This window comes from Pseudomonas sp. Mb7 (assembly GCF_054790525.1).
Genome location: NZ_CP186501.1, coordinates 4,763,696 through 4,790,076, shown reverse-complemented (window position 1 = coordinate 4,790,076; position 26,381 = coordinate 4,763,696). Strand labels below are relative to the sequence as shown.

Annotated in this window: 26 protein-coding genes; 15 read left to right on the top strand and 11 right to left on the bottom strand. The window is 60.0% G+C overall.

Annotated elements, in window-relative coordinates:
* Positions 1-217 precede the first annotated feature (217 nt).
* From ACOYXH_RS21595 to ACOYXH_RS21585, 3 genes are read left to right on the top strand one after another with little or no spacing between them, the layout of a single operon-like run.
* Positions 218-1,204 carry an ABC transporter substrate-binding protein gene (locus ACOYXH_RS21595; RefSeq protein WP_258708855.1) on the top strand — a complete coding sequence of 329 codons (987 nt, stop codon included), beginning with the start codon at positions 218-220 and terminating at the stop codon, positions 1,202-1,204.
* Between the two features lie 10 nt (positions 1,205-1,214).
* Positions 1,215-2,018: an ABC transporter permease gene (locus ACOYXH_RS21590; protein WP_064392296.1), complete on the top strand. Its 804-nt coding sequence runs from the start codon at positions 1,215-1,217 to the stop codon at positions 2,016-2,018.
* Entirely contained in the window at positions 2,006-2,842 is an 837-nt protein-coding gene (locus ACOYXH_RS21585; RefSeq protein WP_034153794.1) for an ABC transporter ATP-binding protein, read from the top strand. Before ACOYXH_RS21590 ends, ACOYXH_RS21585 begins: the two co-directional genes overlap by 13 nt.
* Positions 2,843-2,990: 148 nt before the next feature.
* Here the strand turns inward: ACOYXH_RS21585 and ACOYXH_RS21580 are convergent, their stop codons facing one another.
* The 3 genes from ACOYXH_RS21580 to ACOYXH_RS21570 form a co-directional block, all read right to left on the bottom strand.
* Positions 2,991-3,911 carry a hypothetical protein gene (locus tag ACOYXH_RS21580; RefSeq protein ID WP_460409940.1) on the bottom strand — a complete coding sequence of 307 codons (921 nt, stop codon included), beginning with the start codon at positions 3,909-3,911 and terminating at the stop codon, positions 2,991-2,993.
* A gap of 71 nt (positions 3,912-3,982) precedes the next feature.
* On the bottom strand, positions 3,983-5,062 hold the full coding sequence (locus ACOYXH_RS21575; protein ID WP_460409939.1) for an endonuclease/exonuclease/phosphatase family protein: 1,080 nt from the start codon (positions 5,060-5,062) through the stop codon (positions 3,983-3,985).
* Positions 5,063-5,137: 75 nt separating this feature from the next.
* Positions 5,138-5,812 (bottom strand): YciC family protein, encoded by a 675-nt coding sequence (locus ACOYXH_RS21570; protein ID WP_093434664.1) that lies wholly within the window; start codon positions 5,810-5,812, stop codon positions 5,138-5,140.
* Between the two features lie 178 nt (positions 5,813-5,990).
* On the opposite strand from ACOYXH_RS21570, the gene ACOYXH_RS21565 reads away from it, so the two are divergent.
* The 3 genes from ACOYXH_RS21565 (at position 5,991) to ACOYXH_RS21555 (ending at position 8,010) form a co-directional block, all read left to right on the top strand.
* Complete coding sequence (locus ACOYXH_RS21565) at positions 5,991-6,746, top strand: DUF2076 domain-containing protein (protein ID WP_460409938.1); 756 nt, start codon at positions 5,991-5,993, stop codon at positions 6,744-6,746.
* Between the two features lie 137 nt (positions 6,747-6,883).
* Positions 6,884-7,363, top strand: coding sequence for a LabA-like NYN domain-containing protein (locus tag ACOYXH_RS21560; protein ID WP_007949802.1), 480 nt, complete (start codon positions 6,884-6,886; stop codon positions 7,361-7,363).
* A 41-nt stretch (positions 7,364-7,404) separates the two neighbouring features.
* Positions 7,405-8,010 carry a 3'-5' exonuclease gene (locus ACOYXH_RS21555; protein ID WP_077574644.1) on the top strand — a complete coding sequence of 202 codons (606 nt, stop codon included), beginning with the start codon at positions 7,405-7,407 and terminating at the stop codon, positions 8,008-8,010.
* Positions 8,011-8,149: 139 nt separating this feature from the next.
* Here the strand turns inward: ACOYXH_RS21555 and ACOYXH_RS21550 are convergent, their stop codons facing one another.
* A complete protein-coding gene (locus tag ACOYXH_RS21550; RefSeq protein WP_095048752.1) occupies positions 8,150-8,602 on the bottom strand; it encodes an Lrp/AsnC family transcriptional regulator in 453 nt (150 codons plus the stop codon).
* 163 nt (positions 8,603-8,765) lie between these two features.
* Here ACOYXH_RS21550 and yedA point away from each other — a divergent pair, with 163 nt between their 5' ends.
* On the top strand, positions 8,766-9,701 hold the full coding sequence (gene yedA, locus ACOYXH_RS21545; RefSeq protein WP_460409937.1) for a drug/metabolite exporter YedA: 936 nt from the start codon (positions 8,766-8,768) through the stop codon (positions 9,699-9,701).
* Positions 9,702-9,753: 52 nt separating this feature from the next.
* The gene (locus ACOYXH_RS21540) at positions 9,754-11,091 is read left to right on the top strand and encodes a DEAD/DEAH box helicase (RefSeq protein ID WP_095048750.1); all 1,338 of its coding nucleotides are present in this window, start codon (positions 9,754-9,756) and stop codon (positions 11,089-11,091) included.
* A gap of 235 nt (positions 11,092-11,326) precedes the next feature.
* Here ACOYXH_RS21540 and ACOYXH_RS21535 read toward each other — a convergent pair whose 3' ends face one another.
* Positions 11,327-12,574 (bottom strand): TIGR03862 family flavoprotein, encoded by a 1,248-nt coding sequence (locus ACOYXH_RS21535; protein ID WP_460409936.1) that lies wholly within the window; start codon positions 12,572-12,574, stop codon positions 11,327-11,329.
* Between the two features lie 281 nt (positions 12,575-12,855).
* Complete coding sequence (locus tag ACOYXH_RS21530) at positions 12,856-13,776, bottom strand: histone deacetylase family protein (protein WP_034153803.1); 921 nt, start codon at positions 13,774-13,776, stop codon at positions 12,856-12,858.
* Positions 13,777-13,858: 82 nt separating this feature from the next.
* Between ACOYXH_RS21530 and ACOYXH_RS21525 the strand changes: the two genes are divergently transcribed.
* From ACOYXH_RS21525 to ACOYXH_RS21515, 3 genes are all read left to right on the top strand, one after another.
* Complete coding sequence (locus ACOYXH_RS21525; protein ID WP_095048748.1) at positions 13,859-14,428, top strand: GNAT family N-acetyltransferase; 570 nt, start codon at positions 13,859-13,861, stop codon at positions 14,426-14,428.
* Positions 14,429-14,539: 111 nt separating this feature from the next.
* On the top strand, positions 14,540-15,409 hold the full coding sequence (gene tesB / locus ACOYXH_RS21520) for an acyl-CoA thioesterase II (protein ID WP_095048747.1): 870 nt from the start codon (positions 14,540-14,542) through the stop codon (positions 15,407-15,409).
* A complete protein-coding gene (locus ACOYXH_RS21515; protein WP_320413526.1) occupies positions 15,406-15,999 on the top strand; it encodes an HAD family hydrolase in 594 nt (197 codons plus the stop codon). Before tesB ends, ACOYXH_RS21515 begins: the two co-directional genes overlap by 4 nt.
* A gap of 139 nt (positions 16,000-16,138) precedes the next feature.
* On the opposite strand, the gene ACOYXH_RS21510 is transcribed toward ACOYXH_RS21515, so the two are convergent.
* The 4 genes from ACOYXH_RS21510 to ACOYXH_RS21495 form a co-directional block, all read right to left on the bottom strand.
* Positions 16,139-17,089: an alpha/beta fold hydrolase gene (locus tag ACOYXH_RS21510; protein ID WP_460409935.1), complete on the bottom strand. Its 951-nt coding sequence runs from the start codon at positions 17,087-17,089 to the stop codon at positions 16,139-16,141.
* Positions 17,090-17,977: a KPN_02809 family neutral zinc metallopeptidase gene (gene ypfJ, locus ACOYXH_RS21505; protein ID WP_095125476.1), complete on the bottom strand. Its 888-nt coding sequence runs from the start codon at positions 17,975-17,977 to the stop codon at positions 17,090-17,092. It abuts the gene before it with no gap.
* A gap of 192 nt (positions 17,978-18,169) precedes the next feature.
* Positions 18,170-19,003, bottom strand: a complete 834-nt coding sequence (locus ACOYXH_RS21500; protein ID WP_095125475.1) for an aldo/keto reductase — start codon at positions 19,001-19,003, stop codon at positions 18,170-18,172.
* Complete coding sequence (locus ACOYXH_RS21495) at positions 18,987-20,726, bottom strand: FAD-dependent oxidoreductase (RefSeq protein ID WP_258708849.1); 1,740 nt, start codon at positions 20,724-20,726, stop codon at positions 18,987-18,989. Before ACOYXH_RS21495 ends, ACOYXH_RS21500 begins: the two co-directional genes overlap by 17 nt.
* 176 nt (positions 20,727-20,902) lie before the next feature.
* Here ACOYXH_RS21495 and ACOYXH_RS21490 point away from each other — a divergent pair, with 176 nt between their 5' ends.
* The 4 genes from ACOYXH_RS21490 (at position 20,903) to ACOYXH_RS21475 (ending at position 24,794) form a co-directional block, all read left to right on the top strand.
* Positions 20,903-21,679, top strand: a complete 777-nt coding sequence (locus ACOYXH_RS21490) for an IclR family transcriptional regulator (RefSeq protein ID WP_095048741.1) — start codon at positions 20,903-20,905, stop codon at positions 21,677-21,679.
* Between the two features lie 243 nt (positions 21,680-21,922).
* Positions 21,923-22,984, top strand: a complete 1,062-nt coding sequence (locus tag ACOYXH_RS21485; protein ID WP_460066090.1) for a Gfo/Idh/MocA family protein — start codon at positions 21,923-21,925, stop codon at positions 22,982-22,984.
* A gap of 2 nt (positions 22,985-22,986) precedes the next feature.
* Entirely contained in the window at positions 22,987-23,802 is an 816-nt protein-coding gene (locus ACOYXH_RS21480) for a sugar phosphate isomerase/epimerase family protein (protein WP_460066088.1), read from the top strand.
* 113 nt (positions 23,803-23,915) lie between these two features.
* A complete protein-coding gene (locus ACOYXH_RS21475; protein ID WP_034153813.1) occupies positions 23,916-24,794 on the top strand; it encodes a DMT family transporter in 879 nt (292 codons plus the stop codon).
* 126 nt (positions 24,795-24,920) lie between these two features.
* Here ACOYXH_RS21475 and ACOYXH_RS21470 read toward each other — a convergent pair whose 3' ends face one another.
* Positions 24,921-26,258: an MFS transporter gene (locus tag ACOYXH_RS21470; RefSeq protein WP_095125472.1), complete on the bottom strand. Its 1,338-nt coding sequence runs from the start codon at positions 26,256-26,258 to the stop codon at positions 24,921-24,923.
* Positions 26,259-26,381: the final 123 nt, after the last annotated feature.

Below are 26,381 nucleotides of genomic sequence, written 5' to 3'. Positions count from 1 at the left end.
CCGCCCTTTAGCAGTGCGCACTAGCCAGTTTTTTCATCATTTGCAGCCAACAATTTCCTGATTTTCCTCACCGCGCACATGGGCCACCATCGATCTTGCCCGCCAGCCGAATGTTGTCCGCCCAAGCGTCCGCGAGAGACCAACGGCAGCAACTGCATAACGGCCGGCGACCGTACTGCCCATGACAAAACTAAATCAACAGCGTCGGGAGTGCTCCATGATCAAGTCCTTGTGTTCACGTCTTACTCATCCTCTGGCAATCACCGCCCTGGCTGCCACGGTCGCCACCAGCGCCCAGGCCGGCACCTTGTCCATCGGCCACACCACGTGGGTCGGCTACGGCACCCTCTATCTGGCTCAGGACCTGGGCTACTTCAAGGAAAATGGCCTGACCGTCGAGTTGCCGGTGGTCGAAGAGGCCTCGATGTACATGGCCGCGCAGGCCTCCGGGCAACTGTCCGGCTCGGCCTCGACCATCGATGAAGTGCTCAAGTACCGTCCGCAATTCTGCTTCAAAGCCGTCGCGGCGCTGGACGACAGTCATGGCGGCGACGGTGTGCTGGTCGGCAAGGATGTGAAGAGCCTGCAAGAACTCAAGGGCAAATCCGTGGCGGTCAACGAAGGCTCGACTTCACAGTTCTGGCTCTCGTACCTGCTGAAAAAGAACGGCATGAAGATGACCGACATCACCGTGCAGAACATGACCGCTGACGATGCCGCGACCGCGTTCATCGCCGGTCGCGTACCCGCTGCCGTGACTTGGGAACCGCACTTGTCGATGGTCCGCGACAAGCAGCAGGGCAAAGTATTGATCGACAGCAGCAGCACCCCCGGGGTGATCGTCGATGTGGTCGCGCTCAATTGCACGGTTATCGAAAAACAGCCGGAAGACGTCAAGGCGTTGGTCGCCGGCTTGTACAAAGCCGTGCAGTACACCAAGGATCACCCGGAAGACGCGTACAAAATCATGGCCAAAGGCGTCGGCGGTTACCTGTCCGATCCGAAGGAACTGGCCGCCGCCGCACAAGGTGTGCGTTTCTACGATCAAGCGATGAGCGAGAAACTTCTCGGCTCGCCGGGCGAGCCCGGCGACAGCGCAGCGCTGATCAAACTGGCCAACGAAACCGCCAGCGAATTGCAGGGCAAACCGTACAACGTCAGCAACGACGAGCTGGTCGACAACCGTTTTGTCAGCCCGCTCTAGGAGGTCTGTCATGTTCAAGCGCAATTCGTGGCTGAGCCGCAGCCTCACGCCGAAAACCGCTTTGCCGGTGCCAGTGGTGTGGAGCGCCAGCGCTCTGGCCTGGGTGTTGTTGGTCGGTCTTTGGGCCGGGTTGTCTTACGGCGGCATCGTCCCGGGGATGTTCCTGCCGACACCGGGCGCTGTGGTTGAAGCCGCCGTACGCCTGGGACGCGACGGCACCCTCGGTACCCATGTGTGGGCCAGTGTCGAAGTGGTGATGGTCGGCTTCATTGTTTCGTCGCTGGTGGCGGTGCCACTGGGGTTGCTGATGGGCAGCTTCCGCATCGTTCAGGCGTTTCTTGAACCGCTGGTGAATTTCATTCGTTATCTGCCAGTGACCTCGTTTGTGCCGCTGTTCATCCTTTGGATCGGCATCGGTCTGGAGCAGCGCGTGTCGGTGATTATTTTCGGCGTGTTCTTTCAGCAACTGGTGATGATCGCTGACGTGTCGAAAGGCATTTCCAAGGATTTGATCAACGCTTCTTACACCTTGGGCTCCAACCGCCGCGACGCGGTATTGCATGTGATCGCGCCGGCCTCGGTGCCCGGCGTGCTCGACACGTTGCGGGTGACCATGGGCTGGGCCTGGACCTATCTGGTGGTGGCTGAACTGGTCGCCGCTTCCAGCGGTTTGGGTTACCTGAGCCTGAAGGCCATGCGCGGTTTTCAGGTTGACGTGATCTTCCTCGCCATCGCGATCATCGGCCTGCTCGGTCTGGTCACCGATCAACTGTTCCGCTTTCTTCGCCTGAGGGTTGCCGCATGGGCTCAGTGACTGCTGCCAATCATCGTTTCATCGAACCTGTCGCGACCCCGGCGCAAGCGGCGCCACGCTTGCAGGTGGACAAGGTCAGCCTGCGCTACAAGAAACCTGACGGCGGAACGTTTACAGCGCTGGAGGAGGTGTCGTTCGAGGTGCCGGATCAGCAGTTTGCCGTGCTGGTCGGGCCGTCGGGTTGCGGTAAGTCGAGTCTGTTGTATTTGACTGCGGGGCTGGCTGAGCCGACCTCCGGCGAGATTTATGTCGGCGGCCAGCAAGTGCAGGGCCCTGGCGCGGATCGCGGCATGGTCTTTCAGAGTTACACGTTATTTCCGTGGCTGACGGTACGCCAGAACGTCGAGTTCGGCCTCAAGCGTCGTGGCATGCCGGCGGCGCGGCGCAAGGAGATCGTCGATTATTACGTCAACGAAGTCGGTCTCGCCGGGTTCGCCGACAATTACGCCAAACAGCTGTCGGGCGGGATGATGCAGCGCGTGGCAATTGCCCGGGCACTGGCCAATGATCCACAGATTCTGCTGATGGACGAACCGTTCGGCGCCCTCGACAGCCAGACACGGCTGCAGATGCAACAGTTGTTGCTGCGGGTCTGGGGTAACAGCAAGAAAACCGTGTTGTTCGTCACCCATGACATCGACGAAGCGATTCTGCTCGGCGACCGGGTCTATGTGATGGGCGCGAAACCGGGGCGGATCAAGCAGATTCTCGACGTGCCGATCGAACGCCCGCGTTCACTGGACATGGTCATGGAGCGCTCGTTCATCGACATGAAACGACAGATCTTCGGATTGCTGCATGATGATCTGGAAGAGGTGCATTGATCCAACGGTCATAAAGCCTGGCCATTGTGAGAGCGAGCCTGCTCGCGAAGGCGTAGTGTCAGTCGATAAACAGGGTGCCTGACACACCGCTTTCGCGAGCAGGCTCGCTCCCACAGGGTCCTGTGGTGCAAGGGATGGCGAGGTCAGCTTACGGCCGGGCAAATACGGTTTTGACCCACCCCTGCAAGGTGTACTTCTGGTAGATGTGCTCAGGCACATCGACATACGGATCAGTAATGAACCGTTCCGGAATCACCGGGTTGGCCTCATCGATCACCAGAATGTTCGCCGGGTTGTAAAAGTCATAGTCGACCACGCTCTTGTTGGTGGTGATGACTTTTTTCCGTGAGGCCATGGCTTCGAAGAACCGGAAGCTCAAACCGGCCTGACCGGGTTTGGCAATGTCCAGAATAATCCGTGAGCGCTTGACCAACTCACCCACGGATTCCAGCGACATTCTCTGTTCGAAAAAAGTGATGCCCGGATGCGTACCCGGAATCGGTTTGCTCTGAACCAGAAATTTGCAGTCGGTGATGCCGAGCCGATCAAATTCCCGTACCAGCGCTTCGAGGGCGGGAACCCTGTCCTTGCCCGCCATCACCACGCAGGCCGAGTATTTATCGGGATCGCCGTCTGCGACATAATCGTCGTAAATGAAATTGTGCAGTTTTTTCAGGCCGTGGCTCTTGGCATTTTCCGGGTCGAATGAAAACACCTGGTCATACACGGCAAGTTCTTCACGGCTCATCGGCCATCGACTGAAGCTGTCGTACAGGTAAGCGATCTTTCGATCAGAGGCTTGCAGGCCGGCTGTAACCTGTTTGGGGTCGATCTGTGCCGGATTGATGACGAGCGCCACGTCAAATCGTCCCGATGTACGAATTGTCTTTTTGAACAGCCGCAACCGATCCCAATGTTTCAGCCAGCGACGAATGATTTTCGGGCTTCGTGCAAACCTGTCGGGCATTGAAAACGTATCGATAAAGCAGACGTCATTATCGATGCTCAAATAAGCAGCCAATTTGCGGGCATAACCGCCGATGTCTTTGCAGACCAGTAAGATTTTCATAGGCGTCCATGTCGAGTTCAAGACATGGAGCTTAGTTCCCGGGTTTGTATTTGCTTTTGTTTCGGTCTCCGCTACGGCCCGGCCGGCAGCAGGAAGCGCGCAATCACCGGCAGGTGATCGGAGATGCGCAACGTGTCGTCCTGGCGCACCCTTGCTTCGACCCGCTTGATCTTCGGGCTGTAAAACAGATAGTCGACTGTACGATCAGGGCCATTCAGGCCGGGGTCGTTGGGGTAGTGGGTCAGCCAGTGCGCACGGTCGATGCCGCTGGCTTCGTTGTTGGTCGGGATCATCGGGTACTTGTCCCACAGCAGATGCAGTTCGCTGTCGGCGGAGTAGGGCGTGCGCTGTTCGGCAGGCAGGCGGCGGTACTGGCCGAGCGGCAACAGATTGAAATCGCCGCCGATCAGCCACGGCAGGCCTTGGCTCTCATACTTGTCGAGCACTTTGGCTACGGCGGTCAATTGTGCCAGCGCGGTGTCACCCGGTTGGCTGGAGCGTTCAAGGTGGGTGTTGAATACGGTCAGTTGCCCGCCGTCACTCAGGGGCAGTTTGGTCGCGAGCAGGGCGTCTTTCGGCTGGAACTGGTGGTTGATGAAGTTGGCGGCAGCGACCGGCAATTGCAGGCGTTCTGCGTGCTCGATGCGGTAGCGACTCAGGGTCGCCAGTTGCCGGCCGACGCTGCCGTAAATGTGCGGGTCGGGGACGAATTCGGCCTTCCAGTCGAACGCACTGGCACTGCACGGATACAGGTCGGCGACCCGTTCCTGCAACAGTTTGAGCTGATCCTGATAATCACTGGCCTTGGCGCCGTCATCCAGTTCCTGCAACAGCACCAGATCGGGCTGCTCGTCGCGGATCACTCGCGCCACTTCGTCGAGGCTGAAGGCCATGTCTTCCAGCGTCGGCGCTTCATCATCGCCCTGAGCCAGATCACTCCAGAACACGTAGCGTTTGCCGGCCAGGTATTGCACGTTCCAGGTCATGACTTTCAGCGCCTGGCCCGGCACCAGCGTCGGTGTTGTGGCGGTGCAACTGACCGGCAAGGTTTCGCGGGCGTCGGGGCGCCAGGTCAGGCTGAACAGCAGCCCGCCGATCAGGATGATGGCGAGCACGACAAGCAACAGGGTGTAGCGCAGTAGACGGGTCATGGCTCGGCTTATAGCGTTACAGAAAGTGGCCCCGAGCATACCTGACGGTCGTCTCGAAGCCCAAGTGCAGTGCTGTCAGATGGCTCTGTCACGTTTGTCAGGTAATTCGCTGATCAGCATGAACAGGCGAAACAGCACCACACTGGTGAACAGTTGCAGGAAGCTGTGAGCGCTGTCGATCAGAATGGCGATCACAGGATTCTGCGGCTCGGGGTACACCGCCAGTGTCGCGCCTTTGAGTAACCACAGCGGCGTCATCACGCAGAGAATGCACAGCAGGATCCGCCAGAAATGCCCGCGGGTCAGGCGCAGGCTTTCCTTCATCGCCTGCAACGGACCCATACCACGCAGCACCAGCAGGTACTCGCCGAACGCGAGCATCACCATCAACATCAGGCCCGGCAGGAAGTACAGCGACAGGCCCAGTAGAATCAGCAAGGTATTGAGCGCCGTGAGCAACGCGAAGCGCGGCCAAAGGGTGGCGGCCATCGCCAGCAGATCGCGGTTGCGCGGCGCCTCGCCACGGCTGCGCGCATCGAGAAAGAGGATCAGTGCGGCGGTGTACAGCGGATACACCAACAGACCAACGACGATGCTGATCGCCGAGATGTTATCCGGCCCGCTGGCGTGATCGACCACTTGTTGCAGGAATGCTTCGAAAATCACCAGCGGCAAGCACAACCGCACGATGCTGCCCAAATGGCGTTTGAAAAAATACAGAGAGTCGCGCAGCACTTCGAGGGCATTCATCAGTCGGTATCGCAGGTCGAAAACAGTGGCTCACTTTAACCGATGATGGCTGGCGCGACACAAACGTAAACATTCGGTAAAGGTCATTGAAACGTTTTGTCGCCGTCTCCATTACAGGAGAGCACCTCGGCCAACGTGGTCGAGGGCAATGTTATCCCCGGCAATCTACGAGGTCGCCATGAACAGCGAAGAGCAAACCCTGATCGATGGACTGTTTTCCCGGCTGCAACAGGCCGAAACGGAGGCAGCCCCGCGGGACGCCCAGGCCGAGGCGCGGATCAAGGAACACCTGACCCGCCAGCCGGCGGCAGGTTATTTCATGACCCAGGCGATTCTGGTGCAAGAGGCAGCGCTCAAGAGCCTCGACGAGCAGAACAAGCAACTGACCCGGCAAGTCCAGCAGTTGCAGGCCGAGTTGCAAGCGGCCAAGGCGCAGAGTGCCGCACCGGCGCCGAGCGGCGGCGGTGGTTTCCTGTCGAGCATTTTTGGTGGCAGCCCGCGTCCGGCGCCGACCCAGAGCGCCCCAGCCTCGACTGGCGGCTGGCGCGAACCGGCAGCGCAACAGAATTACGCGGCCCCCGCGCCACAACAGAACTTCGGCGCGCCACCGCCTAACTATGCGCAACAAGCCGCTCCGGCAGCCGGCAGCAGCTTCCTCGGCGGCGCCTTGAAAACCGCCGCCGGTGTGGCCGGTGGCGTGATGCTGGCGCAGGGCATCAGCAGCCTGTTCCATCACAACCAGCAGCCGGAAGAAATCGTTGAAGTGATCAAGGAAGAGCCGGCGCAGGTCGCCGACCAGAGCAACAACGGTTGGGGCGATGACCAGCGTGTGGCCGATAACGGCTTCTCTGGCAATGACCAGAGCGGCTTCACCGACACCGACTACGGCAACGACAACTCATCGTTCTTCGATGACGACGATTCCTTCGTCTGACTCACCATTCGTCCGGAGCCCCTGGCGGCCCGGGCCGATTATTCGCGGAACCCTCCTGATGGCTGGCATACTGAGCGCCTTTTTCGGGCCTGGCGCCTGATCCCGCTTCGTGCGCTTGCGCGCCCACAGGAACTCCGGTGAAAAAAATCGCAGTGTTCGCCGACGTGCAGAACCTCTACTACACCGTGCGTCAGGCCTATGGTTGTCACTTCAACTACGCCGCATTGTGGGCCGACATCAGCAAGGACGGGCAGATCGTCGAGGCCTACGCCTACGCGATCGACCGTGGCGACAGCAAGCAGCAGCAGTTCCAGCAGATCCTGCGCAACCTCGGTTTCACCGTGAAGCTCAAACCCTACATCCAGCGCAGCGACGGCTCGGCCAAGGGCGACTGGGACGTGGGCATCACCCTCGACATCATGGACGCCGCCGACCACGTCGACGAAATCGTCCTGGCTTCCGGTGACGGCGATTTCGACATGCTGCTCGAACGCATCATCAGCAAACACGGCGTGCAAGCGGTCGCCTACGGCGTGCCGGGTCTGACCGCCAACTCGCTGATCCGCGCCGCCAGCCGTTATGTGCCGATCGAAGGCGCACTGTTGTTGAAGAATTGAGCTGTTACTGAAGAATTGATTTGTACGGAGTTGAACCCGGTTTGGAACGCATTGCAGTCATCGACTTTGAAACCACTGGCCTGTCGCCGAACAGCAACTGCCGCGCCACGGAAATCGCTGTGGTCATGCTGGAAAACGGCCGCATCGTCGAGCGTTACCAGAGCCTGATGAACGCCGGCGTGCGGGTCCCTGCGTTCATCGAACAACTGACCGGCATCAGCAACGCCATGTTGCGCACCGCGCCCTCGGCCGAGCAGGTGATGAACGAGGTCAATGAGTTTGTCGGTTGCACGCCGCTGGTCGCGCACAATGCCTCGTTCGACCAGAAGTTCTGGGACTTTGAACTGGGGCGGATCAAACGCACGCGATTGCAGAACTTTGCCTGCTCGCTGCTGCTGGCACGGCGCTTGATGCCTGCGGCACCAAATCACAAGCTCGGCACGCTCACCACGTTCGCGCGCCTGCCGCATACCGGCCAGGCTCACCGGGCCATGGCCGATGCCGAGATGGCGGCGAATCTGATGGCGCATCTGGCGGATGAGTTGCGGCATAAGCACGGTGTAAGCGAGCTATCGCACGACCTGCTGTGCAAGTTGCAGAAAGTCCCGGCTGCGAAAGTCAGCGAACACCTCCAACGCTACCGCTGATCCCCACAGACCGATCGTTCCTACGCTCTGCGTGGGAATGCCTCAACGGACGCTCTGCGTTCGGCTTTAAACGGGACGCGGAGCGTCCCGGGCTGCATTACCACGCAGAGCGTGGGAACGATCATTCGGGGGAGCCGAACTATTTGCCGTTGCTTTCGATGTGACCGAGCGGCACGCGCTTTTCAATCGCGCTCGACAACACAATCGAGGTCTTGCTGAAGCCAAACTTCGCCACCCGATTGATCAACTCCTCCAGCTCCGTCATCGACCCCACCGCAGCCTTCATCATCACGCACGGATCGCCCGTGACTCGAAAGCATTCGGTCAGTTGCGGGATCTTCACCAGTTCGTCGTAGACCTTCTGGCTGCCGTTCTGGTGCAGGCGCAATTCGATCATGCACTGGATCGGCAGGCCGATTTTCGACAGGTCGATTTTCGCCTCATACCCGGTGATCACCCCGGCTGCCTCAAGTTTGGCAACGCGCTCGGCCACCGCCGGGGCGGAGAGGTTAACTTTGCGCGCCAGATCGGCGTAGGACGCACGGCCATTTTCCAGCAGGGCGCTGAGCAGCATGCGGTCGTATTTGTCCAAGGCCGGACTCCTGAAAATGCCAGACTTTCGAAATCGTGGTTTATTCCACCGATCTCCGTGATTTCCAAAGTGTACCGGCGCTATAAACAGGTTTTGTAACTTATTTTTGCTCGTCAGCCTTTCTAGAATAATCCATCCCCTGACTCAGACTTTCGAGCTGCCCATGTCTGCCTTGCGCCGTTTTTCCTTGCCGCTGATCGCCGCGTTTTTTGCGTTGTATGTGATTTGGGGATCGACCTATCTGGTGATCCGCATCGGCGTCGAATACTGGCCGCCGCTGATGCTCGGCGGGGTGCGCTTCGTGATCGCCGGCAGCCTGATGTACGCCTTCCTGCGCTGGCGCGGGGCTCCGGCGCCGACCTGGGCGCAGTGGAAAGCGGCGGGGATCATCGGGATTTTGCTGCTCAGTTTCGGTAACGGAGCGGTGAGCGTGGCCGAGCACACGGGCGTGGCTTCGGGTGTGGCGGCATTGGCGGTGGCGACGGTGCCGTTGTTTACTTTGCTCTGTGGATATTTCTGGGGCGCGCGTAACACTCGGCTGGAATGGGCCGGGGTGGCGTTGGGGATTGTTGGTATTGCCATGCTCAACATGGGCTCCAACCTGCAATCGAGTCCGCTGGGCGCAGCATTGCTGATTTTCGCGGCGGCAACCTGGGCGTTCGGTTCGGTGTGGAGCAGACATTTGCCGTTGCCACAGGGCGCGATGGCCAGCGCGGTGGAAATGCTCGTTGGCGGTGTGGTGCTGCTGATTGGCAGCGCTGCCAGTGGTGAACACTTGCAAGCTGTCCCGCCGATTGAGGGCTGGCTGGCGCTGGCCTATCTGATCTTCTTCGGCTCGATCATCGCCTTCAATTCCTACATGTACCTGCTCAAGCACGTACGTCCGGCGGCGGCGACCAGTTATGCCTACGTCAACCCGGCGGTCGCGGTGTTGCTGGGGATTGTGTTTGTCGGCGAGACCATCGGCATCGAAGAAGCGCTGGCGATGCTGGTGATCATCAGCGCGGTGGTGTTGATTGGCTTGCCGCAGTGGCGTCGGCCGGCACAGCCGCCAGTCGTGGCGCCGACAGCCGTTCCCACAGAAACGCGTACGAATTAGGGTAAACTGCGCGGCATTGCATGCCTGCGTTATTTTTTCCTACGGTACTCCCATGACTTTCGCCACCCTTGGCCTGATCGAACCCTTGCTGCGCTCCCTCGAGACGCTCGGCTACCAGACCCCGACGCCGGTTCAGGCGCAAGCCATTCCGGCCGTGCTGGCCGGTCGTGACTTGATGGCAGCCGCTCAGACCGGCACTGGCAAAACCGCCGGTTTCGCCTTGCCACTGCTGCAGTTGTTGGCCATGGAAGGGCCGAAAGTCGCTGCCAACTCGGCGCGTGCACTGATTCTGGTGCCGACCCGTGAGCTGGCCGAGCAGGTTCATGAGTCTGTGCGTCAGTACGCCGAAAACCTGCCGCTGCGTACTTATGCGGTTTACGGCGGCGTCAGCATCAATCCGCAGATGATGAAGCTGCGCGGCGGCGTCGATGTGCTGGTCGCCACGCCCGGTCGCCTGATCGACCTGTTCCGCCAGAACGCGCTGAAACTCGATCAGTTGCAGACTCTGGTGCTGGATGAAGCCGATCGTATGCTCGACCTGGGCTTCTCTGAAGAACTGGCGAACATTTACCGCATGCTGCCAAAAAAGCGCCAGACCCTGTTGTTTTCCGCAACCTTCTCCGATGACATTCGCCTGCTCGCCGGGCAGATGCTCAACGATCCGCTGAGTATCGAAGTCAGCCCGCGCAACGTCGCCGCCAACACCGTCAAGCAGTGGATCGTCACGGTGGACAAGAAGCGCAAGGCCGAACTGTTCGTGCACCTGATGCGCAAGAACAAGTGGAAGCAGGTGCTGGTGTTCGCCAAGACCCGTAACGGTGTGGATGCGCTGGTGGAAAAACTCCAGGGCCTGGGCGTGAATGCCGACGGTATCCATGGTGATAAACCTCAGGCGACCCGTCAGCGTGCGCTGGACCGTTTTAAACTCAGTGAAGTGCAGATTCTCGTGGCGACTGACGTTGCGGCGCGGGGCCTGGATATCGAAGATCTGCCGTTGGTGATCAACTTCGATCTGCCGATCGTAGCTGAAGACTACATCCACCGTATCGGCCGCACGGGTCGTGCTGGCGCGACCGGTGAGGCGATCTCGCTGGTATGCGCGGATGAAGTGAACATGTTGTCGGCGATTGAAATGCTGACGCGCCAGACCTTGAAACGTCAGAACGAGCCGGATTTCGAACCGGAGCACCGCGTGCCGGACACCGATGCCAGCGGTCAGGTGATCAAGAAACCGAAAAAGCCGAAGAAGCCGAAGGCTTCCGGTGGTGGCGGCAAGCGTAATCTGGGCAAATGGGTCGACAGCGGCGAGACGCAGGCGCCGGAGCCTTCGGTCAAGCCTGTGCGTAAAGTGCCGGTGTTCAATACCGGGCCGCGCAAGCGCAAACCTTAAAGTCAAAAGCCCCTCACCCTAGCCCTCTCCCAGGGGTAGAGGGGACTGATTGGGGGATATTCGGGAATTACGCCGACCTGGTCCGACTGTTGTGAATCCACAATCGACAGGGCTTTCGCCAGACACCTCGGTCGGCTGACCAAATCCATAATCGACTCGGTCTTTCAGGTCGACGGATGACGTCAGACACCTCGGTCAGCTCCCTCTCCCTCTGGGAGAGGGCTGGGGTGAGGGTTCAGGCAGACGCCTCGGACTTGAGCCATTGCACAATACCCAAGCCCGCCGCCCGACCACTGGCAAAACACCCCGTCAGCAAATAGCCGCCCGTCGGCGCCTCCCAATCGAGCATCTCCCCCGCACAGAATACCCCCGGCAACGCCTTGAGCATCAAACGCTCATCCATCGCCTCGAACGTCACGCCCCCGGCACTGCTGATCGCCTCGTCCAATGGCCGCGTTTTGAGCAGAGTCAGCGGCAACGCTTTGATTGCCCGCGCCAGCAGCGCCGGATCAGCAAACGTCGCCGCATCAGTCAACTCACGCAACAACGCCGCTTTCACCCCATCAATCCCGACCTGACTGTGCAGATGCTTGGCCATCGACCGCGAACCGCGTGGCTTGCTCAACGCTGCCTGCAATTTATCCACAGGTCGGCCGGGCAACAAATCGATGTGAACAACCGCCGCGCCATATTGGTTGATTGCCTCACGAATCGGCGCCGACAGCGCATAAATCAGACTGCCCTCAATCCCGGTCGCGGTGATCACGCATTCGCCCAAACGCGGAATATCGTCATTCAAACCGATGGCGATATTTTTCAGCGGTGCGCCGGCGAATTTGCTCACCATCAAATCGCTCCAGGCCTGCACTTCGAAGCCGCAATTGCTCGGTTGCAACGGCGCCAGTCCTACACCGCGCTGCTCCAGAGCCAGCATCCACGCACCGTCGGAACCGAGGCGCGACCAACTGCCGCCGCCGAGGGCAAGCAGCGTGGCATCGGGTTTGACGGTGATTTCACCTTCCGGGCTGTCGATGCGCAGCGCGCCATGTGCATCCCAACCGAGCCAGCGATGGCGTGTGTGGATAACGACGCCGCTGTCGCGCAGGCGTTTGAGCCAGGCGCGCAGTAGCGGGGCCGCTTTCATATCAGTGGGGAACACCCGGCCGGAGCTGCCGACAAAGGTTTCGATGCCCAGATCATGAATCCATTTACACAGCGCATCGGCATCGAAACCGCGCAGCAGCGGGGCGATTTGCGGCGCGCGCTCGGCGTACCGAGAAAGGAATGCCGGGTAGGCTTCGGAGTGGGTGATGTTCATGCCGCCGACGCCGGCGAGCAGGAACTTGCGGCCCACCGAGGGCATTCCGTCGTAGAGATCGACGCGGATTCCGGCCTGGCTCAGCACTTCGGCGGCCATCAGGCCGGCGGGGCCACCGCCGATGATGGCGACGTGAGCGGGGGAGGAGGCGGAATTCTGAGTCATGGTGAGCGCTGCGGTATGGCGGGATAAGGCGCGCATTCTAGCAGCCGAGATCTTTTGTAGGAGTGAGCCTGCTCGCGATAGCGGTGTATCAGCCAAGTTAATGTTGAAGGTGCTGACGCTATCGCGAGCAGGCTCACTCCTACAAGGGATTCGGGTGGGCTTGAAATGTTGGTTGAAAAATGATCAGTGCGCTGCAGGCCATAACCGGTATGGCCTGTAGTCCCTTTCACTCAGGTTATCCACAGGCAGTTCCACAGCCATTGTGGGTAACGCAGCACAACTCAATGACAACCGTGTGACTGCCAGACCCGTTGCGCGCTGTGATGGAGGATGCCGTGGCGGCGGGCGAGGGCGTGGCGATCCTTGCTGTAGCCGCCGCCAATTACGCCCATCACCGGAATGTCGCGGCCCAGGCAATGGCGCATCACGCTTTCGTCGCGGGCGGCGACGCCTTCGTCCGTCAGTTGCAGATAACCGAGGGCATCGTCCTTGTGTACATCGACGCCGGCGTCATACAGCACCAGGTCCGGTTGATACAGCGGCAGCAGATAATTGAGTGTGTCGTCGACCACTTTCAAATAATCAGCGTCGCCCATGCCCTTGGGCAGCGGGATATCCCAGTCACTTTCCGCCTTGCGTGCAGGAAAATTCTTCTCGCAGTGCAGGGAAACCGTAATCGCCTCCGGCGTGTCATGCAGAATCCGCGCGGTGCCGTCACCCTGATGCACGTCGCAATCGAAGATCAGCACGCGATTGACCCGGCCGCTTTGCAGCAGGTAATGGCTGATGATCGCCAGGTCATTGAAGATGCAGAAGCCCGCCGGATAGTCGTAGTGCGCATGGTGGGTGCCGCCGGCCAAGTGGCAGGCCAAGCCATGTTCCAAGGCTTTTTCCGCCGCCAGAATCGAACCGCCGACCGCCCGTACCGTGCGCCGCGCCAAGGCTTCGTTCCACGGCAGACCCAGACGCCGTTGGTCTTCGCGGGACAACTCGCCGCTCATGTAGCGTTCGATATACGCACGGTCATGGGCGAGGGCGAGGATGTCGTTGGGGCAGATCTCGGGCCGCAGCAGGTCGGCGTCGCGGGTCAGACCGCTGTCGACCAGGTGATCGCGCAGCAGACGAAACTTGTCCATCGGGAAGCGGTGATCCGCCGGAAACTCGGGGCTGTAGTCTTCGTGGTAGATCAGCGGCAGTGGCATGGCGGTTTCATGTAGGAACGTAGGAAAGAGTGAAGGATCCTACCAGCGATGTAGACTTGCGGCATGGATACGGAGGGGCATGATGGAGCCGATACTGGAACTTGAAAGCGCGCGCTTGCTGATGCGTCAGTGGCAGGACGAGGATTTGCCGGCATTTGCCGCGATGTGCGCCGATCCTCAAGTGATGCGCTACTTCCCGACACCGTTGAGCCGACTGGAAAGTGCTTCGATGATCGGCCGCGTGCGCGGGCATTTCGCCGAGCACGGTTTTGGCCTGTGGGCGCTGGAGCGCAAGGACAGCGGCGAATTTATCGGTTTCACCGGACTCGGCGTGGTCGGCTTTGATGCGCCGTTCACTCCAGCAGTGGAAATCGGCTGGCGCCTGGCCAAGGAACATTGGGGCCTGGGTTACGCCAGCGAAGCAGCGTGGACCGCTCTGCGTTGCGGCTTTGATCGGTTGGCCTTGAAGGAAATCGTTTCCTTCACCGCGCAATCCAATTTGCCCTCAGAGAAAGTCATGCAGGCGATCGGCATGCATCACGCCCCGGAAGATGATTTTGATCACCCCAAGCTTGCCGTCGATCATCCGCTAAGACGGCATGTGCTGTACCGCATTACTCGGGAACAATGGCTGCAAACCTTGCATGGATAAGCCGACACGGACGTTTACAATGGCCGCCATATCATTGGCCCGCGCCAGAATCTGAATCGGCCGCCGCAGCCAAGACTGCGCGGCATAGTGCTTTGTGTGAGGAGAGTCTGAATGAGCCAAGTGTTGGAAGATCTGGTCGACTTGCTGACCCTGGAACCGATCGAAGAAAACCTGTTCCGTGGCCGTAGCCAGGATCTGGGTTTCCGTCAGTTGTTCGGTGGCCAGGTGCTCGGCCAGTCGCTGTCGGCGGCCAGTCAGACCGTTGAAGAGGCGCGCCATGTGCATTCGATGCACGGCTATTTCCTGCGTCCGGGCGATGCCAAGTTGCCGGTGGTCTATTCGGTTGATCGCGTGCGCGATGGCGGCAGTTTCAGCACTCGCCGCGTCACGGCGATTCAGAAGGGCCATCCGATCTTCACCTGCAGCGCTTCGTTTCAATACGACGAGGCAGGCTTCGAGCACCAGAGCCAGATGCCGGTGGTGGTCGGCCCGGAAAACCTGCCGTCGGAGCTGGAGTTGACCCAGCAACGCGCGCACCTGATCCCGGAACACATGCGTGAAAAACTGCTGTGCCCGAAACCGATCGAAGTACGCCCGGTCACCGAAAAGGACCCATACAACCCGCAGCCGGCCGATCCGATCAAATACGTGTGGTTCCGCGCCGACGGCGCATTGGCCGACATCCCGGCGCTGCACAAATACTTGTTGGCCTACGCCTCGGACTTCGGTTTGTTGACCACCTCAATGCTGCCCCACGGCAAATCGGTGTGGCAGAAAGACATGCAGGTCGCCAGCCTTGATCACGCGCTGTGGTTCCACAACGATCTGCGCGCCGATGACTGGTTGCTCTACGCGATGGACAGTCCGTGGGCCGGCAATTCCCGTGGATTCTCCCGTGGCAGCGTGTACAACCGCGCCGGGCAACTGGTCGCTTCGGTGACGCAGGAAGGCCTGATCCGCCATCGCAAGGACTGGGCATGAGTCTGAAAGAGGTCAAGCACTGGGTGTTCGATATGGACGGCACGCTGACCGTCGCCGTGCATGATTTTGCGGCGATTCGCGTGGCGCTGGCGATTCCGCCGGAGGACGACATCCTCACTCATCTCGCCGCGTTGCCGGCGGATGAAGCAGCGGCGAAACACGCCTGGCTGCTGGAACACGAAAGGGATCTGGCGCTGGGTTCGACCCCGGCGACCGGAGCGGTGGAGCTGGTGCGTGATCTGCACGCACGCGGTTATCGCCTTGGCATTCTGACCCGCAATGCGCGGGAACTGGCGCATGTGACGCTGGAGGCGATTGGTTTGGCCGACTGCTTCGCGGTGGAAGATGTGTTGGGCCGTGATGAAGCACCGCCGAAGCCGCATCCGGGTGGGTTGCTGAAGCTGGCAGACGCCTGGGAAGTACCGGCCAGCGAGATGGTGATGGTCGGTGATTACCGCTTTGATCTGGATTGCGGGCGAGCGGCGGGCGCGCGGACGGTGTTGGTGAATTTGCCGGAAAACCCGTGGCCGGAGCTGACCGATTGGCATGCGAAGGATTGTGTCGAATTGCGCAGGATGTTGTTTACCTGACATCTCGGTTGTTTGATCTGGCCTCATCGCTGGCAAGCCAGCTCCCACAGGGATTTTCAGTGGATGCAAAATGTGTGCGACACAACCCACTGTGGGAGCTGGCTTGCCAGCGATGGCGGCAGATCATTCAATGCAGGACTTATTCAAACAACGCCTTCTGCCCCTCCGGCGAGGTCAACATCCCATCGCCGTTATGCCCAACCCCGGGCACTTCAACTAGCCGCTGATTCACCCCTTCCGGATGCCGACGCAGCAAATAGCCGAAGTACAATTTCCCACGCTCCAAGCGATACGCACCTTGCGCCTCGGCTTCACAGCGCTTGTCCAGCGCCGGATGCTTGGGATCGACGTCCTGCTGCCCGAGCAGATAAATCACCTCGCGTTTGATGTAACTGCTCTCAAGCTGCAACGGCGTTTGCCCACCGGCATAGACCGGCATGTCTGCCAGGCCGTACTTCCAGCGATTGAAACCCGCGCACTTGGCGTGATCGAACGCCACCGGCCGTTGTTCGTTGAAGTAGGCATAAGAAGACGGATTGGCCACGACATAGCGCAAGCGAATGCCGTTGGCCTTCAGCGCAGGCTGATCCTTGGCCAGCAGGGCATAGCGCTGCACCACCTGGCCACCGCCAGAATGACCGAAGATCACGATCTGCTTCACGTCGGGAAACTGTTTGCGGTCGCTGATCCGTCCGACGATCTCATCAAGTGCGGCGTAGGAACTCAACGGGTTCGGCCCTGTGGATAAGCCGCCGCCCATCCACTCGTTGCCTTGCCAGCGCAGCAACGTGGCGGGGAGCGAGTACAGCGCGACATCGCTTTCATTGAGGAACTGCGGCGCGATTACCAGCGTGTGGGCACTTTGTCCCGCCAGCTCGGCGGCGCTCTCGGCGCTTTTGCGATAGGTTTCCGAGTTGCGCAACCGGCCATGAATGACGATCAGCACCCGTTCGATCTTCTCCGGCGCAGGACCAATGCCGACTGCCATTTCCCCGGCCTTGAGTTGCAAACGACCGGGGCTGATCGCATCGACACCGGCGGCTTGCGCAGTGCTGCCAACGATCAGTAACGCCAAAAGCCATTTATGCATTTACAGGTTTTTCGCCGCGAAGGTATCGCACTGGCCGACCTGGCCCTGCGCGAATCCGGTTTTGAACCAGCGCACCCTTTGCGCCGACGTACCGTGGGTGAACGAGTCCGGCACCACACGGCCCTGACCCTGTTGTTGCAGGCGATCATCACCGATGGCGTTGGCCGCATTCAAGGCCTCTTCGATATCGCCCGGTTCCAGCCAGTTCAAACGCTTCTGCGCACTGTAGGCCCAGACGCCGGCGAGGCAGTCGGCCTGCAATTCCTGACGCACCAGCAAACCGCCGTCGCCTTCCATCTGCCGACCTTGCTGGCGAGCTGTCTGAATTTTCGCCGAGACGCCGAGAAGCGTCTGCACATGATGTCCGACTTCATGCGCGATCACGTAGGCCTGGGCGAAGTCGCCGGCCGCTTTGAAGCGTTGCGACATTTCCTGGAAGAACGCCATGTCCAGGTAGACCTTCTGATCCGCCGGGCAATAGAACGGGCCAGTGGCCGAGGTTGCCAGACCGCAGGCGGAGTTGACCCGGTTGCTGAACAGCACCAGGGTCGGGTCCTTATATTGGCGCCCGGCCTGTTGGAAAATCGCGCCCCAGGTGTCTTCGGTATCGCCAAGGATCGAGCGAACGAATTCGGCCTGTTCATCGTTCGCCGGCGGGGCCTGACGGGTTTGCGAGGTTGGCGCCGATTGTTGGGTGGATTGCCCGGCGAGCTGGCCGAGAATCTGCAGCGGATCCTGCCCGGTGATCCAGCCGATACCGACGATCAGCAGAATTGCCCCCAGGCTCAGGCCTTTACCGCCGCCGAAACGCATGCCGCCGCCACCGCCGGCATCATCACCACGGGCATCGACGACGTTGTCACTGCGTCGGCCTTTTTTCCATAGCATGTGGGAATCCTCTGTGTGTATCGGGTGGTGATGAGTGTTGCTGTAGTGTGAGTGTGGCGCCAGTCCGGTCGTCCGTCTATTGGCCACACGCAAACAGGCCCGGCCTCGTGTTGACGAGGTCGGGCCTGTTATTGACGGTCTGGCACGCGGCAAATTCAATCCCGCGCAGGATTTCTATCGCAGGATTATCAATCAGCGATCAAAAGCATCCCACTCAGGGGCGAAATCCGGGCTGACCTGGCGTTGGTTTTTCGGCAGTGCTGCAATCAATGCGCGGTCTTCATCATCCAGTTCAACTTTCAGCGAGGCGAGGTTGGCCAGTTGATTGGTGCGGCTGCTGGCCTTGGGAATCGCTGCGACGTTGGGTTGATCAAGCAACCATTTCAACGCTACTTGGGTCGGCAACACGCCATGTTTGTTGGCGATCTGTTGAATCTGTGGGATGTCTGAGACCTTGTTGCGCGCCAGCGGGGTGTAGGCCGTTAGTGCCATGTCGTGTTGACGGGCGTAGTCGAGCAGGGCGTTTTGGCCGAGTAGGACGTGGTATTCGACCTGAATCGCTGACAGACCGATGCCGTATTCCTCGACGACTTTGCGCAGCAACGGCAGCGGACAATTCGCCACGCCGATGTTGCGTGCCAGCCCCTGTTTCTTGAACGAAGCCAATGTCTCGAGGGTGCGTGGCAGGTCCCAGTCGGTGGTGGGCCAGTGGATCATGAACAAGTCTACGTAGTCGCTGCGCAACGCGGTAAGGCTGCGGTCCATGGAATGGCGCATCGCGTCGGGTTGCAGCTGATCCCACCAGACTTTGGTGGTGACGTGAATCTGCTCGCGCGGTGTCGGGGTATTCGCCAGTGCTTGTCCGACGGCGTCCTCGTTGTTGTAGGCCGCTGCCGTGTCGATGTGTCGATAACCCAGTTCCAGTGCTTGCTCCACGGCGCGAGTGCATTCGTCGCCGAGCATCGGCCAGGTGCCGAGGCCGAGTTTCGGCATGTTCAAACCTTGGGCATTAACGATGTGCTGCATGGTCGATCTCCTGTTCGAAAGCAGTCATGCCGGCGATATGCCGGGCGGCGATGTAACCGAAAGTCAGCGCCGGGCCGATGTTGATACCGCCCGCCGGGTAGTGGCCGCCCATGATGCTGGCCATGTCGCCACCGGCTGCGTAGAGGCCGACGATGGGCTGTTCGTGGGTATCCAGTACTTGCGCGTGCGGGTTGACCTTGAGTCCGGCGAAGGTGCCGAAGCAGCCCGGCTGGACTTTCACGGCGTAGAACGGGCCGGTGTCTATTGGGGCAACGCAGGGGTTGGGCAGGTTCGCCGGATCACCCTGTTTGCGGTTGTAGGGTGTTGCGCCGCGACCGAACAACGGGTCTTCGCCGTGGCGGGCATGGCGGTTGTAGTTATCCACAGTCTGGCGCAACCCGCTCGGGTCGATGCCGCAGGCGAGGGCCAATTCTTCAATACTGTTGCCGCTTTTCAGATAGCCGCTGCGGATAAAATCTGACACTGGCAGCGGAAATGGCCGCGATATGCCCAGTCCATAACGCCGTTGAAAGGCGCGCGTGCAGATCAGCCATGAGGCGACTTCTTCACCTTCCGGCGCAGCAGCGACCATGGCGCTGACGTAGTCGTAATAACCGTTGGCTTCGTTGACGAAACGCTGGCCGTTGCGCAGAACCCCGATGATCCCGGGTTTGCCGCGCTCAATGATGTGTGGGAAATGGCCGATGCTGCCGTCGGAATGTGGCACTTGCGATACCGGCGCCCACGCCACGGGCGAAGCTATATCGGCATTGACCCGTGCGCCGACACTTTCGCCCAGGCGCAAACCATCGCCGTCGACGGCCAGCGGCGGCAGCGCCCAATGCTCGTGACCGGTCGGCGTGCGCGGGAACAGGGCTTTGCGTCGCTCGATGTCATTGGCAAAACCACCGGCGGCGAGCAATACGGCTTTGCGTGCATGAATGCGGATCGGGCCTTTGTCTGTTTTGACCACAGCGCCCGAGACGCGCGAGCCTTCACGCAGCAGTTCCGTCACAGGCGCCGACTCCCAGAGCAGGACGCCAAGGTCTTCGGCGGACTTCGCCAGCCTTGCCACCAGCGCCACGCCGTTGACCAGTTGCATCGCCCGGCCATGCACGGCGAGGTCGAACAGGTGTCGAGTAAAGCGCCAGGTCACATGCCATGCCGCTTTCAGCGAGCGCGTCAGATTGAGGAACGCCGACAGATCCGCCCCGGCCATTATCGGCATGCCCATGAAGGACGTTTCGCGCATCGTTGTACGAAGGCGCTTGAGCAAGCGTCCGACCTTGCGTCCATCGTAAGGCGCGGCGATGACCGAGCGGCCACCGGTGCCAGCACCCGGCGTGTCACCATGAATGTCGGCAATGGCATTGCCATCGGCAAATTGCAGCGCAGTGTGTTGCTCGAAAAACCCGACCATGCGCGGTCCCGCTTCAAGGAAAGCGTCGATCATCGCCGGGTCGAAGTGCTCGCCCAGTTCATGGCGCAAATAGGTGCGCGGTTGTTCGATGTCTTCGATGATCCCGGCCCGACGCGCGAGTGGATTGCACGGCACCCACGCCCAGCCACCGGACCAGGCAGTGGCGCCACCGAATACCGGATCTTTCTCGACAACGATGACTTTCAAACCATGCCACGCGGCAGTCACGGCGGCCGACAAACCGGCGGCACCGGAACCGACGACCAATACGTCGCAGTTGATATCAGGATGTTCGGCAGACATCAAACAACGCTCCGGCAGTAAGTTATTTTTGGAATTTGATTCCAGAAAATAACCAGTGTCGTGACGACTCGACAAGCCTTTAACCCATAAAATGGGCGGTTATCGAACAGCCGGTTCCAGATTTCGCTTTGCCGTCAATGTCTTCTAGAATCAGCAAAATTTCTTTGGACGTCCCCATGGCCGGCAGTCAAATCGAACGGGTTTTCAGCGTGCTGGAAAGCCTCACCAGTGATCCGCGCGGGCTGCCGATGCAGACGCTCGCCGAGCAGCTGGATATCCCCAAGAGTGCAACACACCGCTTGCTCGCCGAGCTGATTCGGTTGGGCTACGTAAGGCAGAATGCGGAAACGTTGCGCTATCACTTGTCGACCAAACTGGTCGCTATGGGCTTTCAATACCTGTCGAGCTGCGGTGCCGATATCGTCCAGCCGGTACTCGACCGACTGGCGCAGGAAACCGGCGAACTGGTGCGTTTGGGCGTGATCGATGGCGAGCGCCAGACCTGGATTGCCAAGGCACAAGGCGCGCGCACCGGTCTGCGTTATGACCCGGACATGGGCCGCGATGCGCCGCTGTTCTACACCGCCTCCGGGCATGCGTGGCTGGCGTGCATGAGCGACGCCGAGGCGCTGTCACTGGTCGAGCGGCAGGCGGCGGAGGTGCCGGTGGGGATCGGGCCGAATGCGCCGCGTTCAAATATCGAGTTGCTGGAACGGCTGCGTCTGGCTCGTGAGCAGGGTTATGCCTGGGTTGAGGAGAGTTCGGCCGTGGGGACTTCGGCGATTGCGGCGGTGGTGAGGCATCCAACGGATGGTCGGGTGATCGGTGTACTGAGTATTGCCGGGCCAAGTGCGCGGATGCCGGGGGCGCGGTTGCATGAGCTGGCGCCGCTGTTGCTGACCTTCACCGAAGAATTATCAGCAGCCAGCCTGGCCTCAGAACTGTTTATCTAATCCGAGTTCACACAGACCCCCTGTAGGAGTGAGCCTGCTCGCGATAGCGGTATGTCAGCCAACGTTAACGGCGACTGACACTCCGCTATCGCGAGCAGGCTCACTCCTACAGGGGATTTTTGTTGTTCACGAAGTTGTGCGGTGTTCGCACGGTTTCAGGATGGATGGGTGTTTGATTGTGGAACTCGGTTCTAAATTGTTGCTGGAGTGATATTCCAACAACAATTACAAAAGGACCGCACCTTGAATTCGCCCCTTCGAATTGCCCTGATCGGCGCCGGCAACATGGGCCAGCAACATTATCGGCATCTACAAACCCTCAACGAAGCAACGCTGTGTGCGGTGGCGGATCCTGGGCCGCAAGCAGCAGGGCTTGCGGCCGAATGGGGCGTAAGGCATTTCGCTGATCATCGTCAGATGCTGGAGCAAATCCGGCCAGACGCGGTGATCGTCGCCAATCCGAATAATCAACACGTCAGCACGGCGCTCGATTGTCTGGCGGCGGGTGTGCCGGTGTTGCTGGAAAAACCGGTCGGCGTGCACCTGGATGAAGTGCGCGAACTGGTTGCGGCGGTCAAAAGCAGCGGCGTGCCGGTACTGGTCGGCCATCATCGGCGCCACAACCCGCTGATCGTGCGGGCCCATGAATTGGTGCAGAGCGGGGCACTCGGGCGTCTGACCACGGTCACTGCGTTGTTCCAGTTGCGCAAACCCGACAGCTATTTCGAGATCCCGTGGCGCCGCGAACCGGGCGCCGGAATGTTGCTGACCAACCTGATCCACGACCTCGACCTGCTACGGCATCTGTGCGGTGAAGTGCGCTCGGTGCAAGCGATCACCGACAACGCCGTGCGCGGTTTCGCCAACGAAGACAGTGCGGCGGTGTTGCTGCAATTCGAAGGCGGCACATTGGGCACATTGAGCGGTTCCGACGCGGTCGCCGCGCCGTGGAGTTGGGAGCTGGATTCCGGCGAGAACCCAGTGTATCCGCGTCAGGCCGATCAGCCCTGTTATCTGCTGGCCGGGACTACCGGAGCGTTGAGCATTCCGCAGCTCAAGCGTTGGCACTATGGCGCTGAGCAGGTCGACGCCGGTTGGCATGAGCCCTTGTTGATGGTCGAAGAATCCTCCGGCGGTGACGACGCTTTACGCTTGCAGTTACAGCATTTCGTCCGCGTGGCGCGGCGTGAAGTCGAGCCGCTGGTGAGTGCGACCGACGCTGCGCGCACTTTGGCGCTGATCGAAGCCATACGCGAGGCCGCGGCCACCGGCCGTGCCTGCCCCCCTGCACTGATTGAGGCTTGAACATGAACGAACGAATCCTGTCTCTGGCCAGCCTCACCGTGCTGGAGTTGTCGCCACCGCAAATGGTCGAAGTGGCGGCACGTGCTGGTTACAGCCATGTCGGTCTGCGCCTGGAACCGGCGACGCCCGAGGAGCATCATTTCCCTTTGGTCGCCGATGCTGAATTGCGCCGTCAGACTTTGCAGCGGCTGCGCGACACCCGCATCCGCGTGCTCGACGTGGAAATCCTGCGATTGAAGCCGCAAACCGTCGTCGCCGATTTCGAGAAACTTCTTACGGTCGGTGCGGAATTTGGCGCTACCGAATTGCTGGTCGCCGGTAACGATCCTGACGAGCAGCGGCTCACCGATAACTTTGCGGCGCTTTGCGATCTGGCCGCGCCTTACCGGCTGCACCCGCATCTGGAGTTCATGCCCTGGACTGATGCGCGCAACCTCGAACAAGCGCTACGAATTGTCGAAAACGCTGATCGGGAAAACGCTGCGGTGCTGGTCGATGCGTTCCACTTTGATCGTTCGGCGTCACGCTTGGAGGATCTGGCTGAAGTGCCAGTGTCGCGTCTGCGTTATGCGCAATTATGTGATGTAGCGGGGCCGAGGCCGTCAGACATGGCCGAGATCTTGCGTCAGGCGCGCAACGAGCGGCGGTTTCCCGGCGAGGGTGATTGCGATCTGCTCGGGTTGCTGCGAGCGCTGCCGACTAATATTCCACTGAGTCTGGAAATTCCCACGGTAAAACTGCTGGAGCAGGGCGTGAGCGGATTGGAGCGAGCGCAGATGGCGATCGACAGGACGCGGGAATTGTTGGCGCGACTGTGAGTCTTTTTTGTGGCGAGGGAGCTTGCTCCCAGTGGACTGCGTAGCCGTCCCCAATCGGCGACCGCCGCGCGATCTCCTTCGCCACCGTATTGTTGTTCAAACAGGGATAACCAATGACTGTCAGCACCCCGCTCTCCGGTGTCAACCAACCCTTCAAGGGGATCTTGCTGATTGTCGTGGCAACCTTCCTGTTCTCCAGTCACGACGCATTGTCGAAATACCTGTCCGGTTTTTATCCGATCGTGATGGTGGTCTGGGCGCGCTATCTGGTGCACACACTGCTGATGGCAGGGATTTTTCTGCCGCAATCCGGGTTGCGTGTGCTGCGCACCAAGAAGCCGCTATGGCAATTGGTTCGGGCACTGTGCCTGCTCGGCACCAGCCTGTTCTTCACCACCGCGTTGTTGTACATCCCATTGGCGGAAGCCACGGCGGTCAACTTTCTTGCGCCAGTATTGGTGACCGCATTGTCGGTGCCGCTGCTCAAGGAGCGAGTGACCCGAGGTCAATGGATCGCGGTGATCTGCGGCTTTATCGGCGTGCTGATCATCGTCCACCCCGGCGGTGAGTTGTTTACTCCGGCGGTGTTGCTGCCGTTCTGCTCGGCGCTGTTTTTCTGCTTTTATCAACTGCTGACCCGCAAGCTCGCCGAGGTGGACAGCCCGACCACCAGCAACTTCTTTGCCGGGTTATGCAACACGCTGGTGATGAGTGCACTAGTGCCGTTCTTCTGGCAGGTGCCGACGTTGACCCATGCCGGGTTGATGCTGGCGCTGGGCAGTTGCGGGATGACCGCGCATTTGTTTCTGACCCAGGCGTTCCGCCATGCCGCTCCAGCACTGCTGGCGCCGTTCGGTTATTGCCAGATTGTGTTTGCCGGGTTGTTGGGCTGGCTGCTGTTCAATCACACGCCGAGTCTGCTGACGATCATTGGCATCGCGGTGATCTGTTGCAGCGGACTGGCGGCAGCGTGGCAGCAGAGCCGCCGTTGAGGGATACGCAAACCCCTGTGTAGGAGCTGACGAGTGAAACGAGGCTGCGATCTTTTGATCTTCAACATCAAGATCAAAAGATCGCAGCGTGCCGCAGCTCCTACAAGGAAGCCGGGTGTAGGCAGATTACTCGGTGACGGTAGGAATCTTGCGCGGTGCCATGAAGTACATCCACGTCAGCGCAATGAAGTACATCGCCGGAATCAGGGTGAACAACACGGTGTAGTTGTTGTTGGTCACGGTGAGGATGTGGCCGACGATCTGGGTCATGAACATCCCGCCGATCGCTGCGCACATACCACCGAAACCGAACACTGTGCTCATCATGTGCTTGGGCGTGTAGTCCATTACCAGGCTCCAGATGTTTGCTGTCCACGCCTGGTGCGCACCGATTGCCAGAGAAATCGCGGCCACCGCCACCCACAGGTTGGCTGAGCCGGCGGCCATGATCACGCCGATGATGCAGCAAGCAAACAGGAACATCGACAGCAGCCGCGCCTTGATCGAGTTCATCCCGCGACCGATCAGGAACGAAGACAGAATGCCGCCACCGACGCTGCCGAAGTCAGCCGTGACGTAAATGATGATCAGCGGAATACCCATTTGGGTCACGTTGATGCCCAGGTTGTATTGCTGATTGAGGAACGGTGGCAGCCAGTACAGATAGAACCAGAACACCGGTGCGGTCAGCGAGTAGGCGAGGGCGAAGGCCCAGGTGCCGCGCATCCGCAGGATTTTCGAGAACGGCACGCGGGCCTGTTCCGGTTCGACTTCCTGCTGGATGTAGTCCAGCTCGGACTGTTTCACGCTCGGGTGATCTTCCGGGTTGAAGTATTTCAAGCCCCAGAACAACAGCCAGATCCCGCCCAGCGCCGCCATGCACAGGAACGCCGCTTGCCAGCCCCAGACGTGCAGCACCAGAGGCAGCAGCATCGGCGTGAACATCGCACCGACGTTGGTGCCGGCGTTGAAGATGCCGGTGGCAACCGCACGTTCGCCGGCCGGGAACCACAGGCGCGTGGTTTTCACGCAGGCCGGGTAGTTCGCCGCTTCAGTCAGACCGAGGATAAACCGGCAGACCATAAAGCCAACGGCTGACGTTGCCAGACCGTGGGCACCGGTGGCCAGGCTCCACAGCAGCACGGCGCAGAAGAACACGCGCTTGACGCCGACCCGGTCGATCAAGCGACCTTGCAGGACGAAACCGATCGCGTAGCCGACCTGAAACCAGAAGTTGATGTTGGCGTAATCCATCGCCGTCCAGCTCATTTCCTTGGCGAGGATGGGCTGCATGACGCCGAGGGCGGCGCGGTCGATGTAGTTCAGGGTAGTGGCGAAAAACACCAGCGCCAGCATGCCCCAACGGGTCTTGCCGACAGCCATGGCGCCGCGGATCTTGTCGCCGATGCCACCCGTGGCAGTGCTCATGGCCGGAGCCATGCGGGAAGTCTGTGAAGGAATCATGTGTTCCACCCGTTTTTGGATTTGTTATTTGGTGTGCTTTTTACTTGCACGCTGCGACCGGTGGTTCAGATCCGGACTCAATGTGCAGTCGATGTTGGGCAGTGGACGAAAAATCGTCAATTC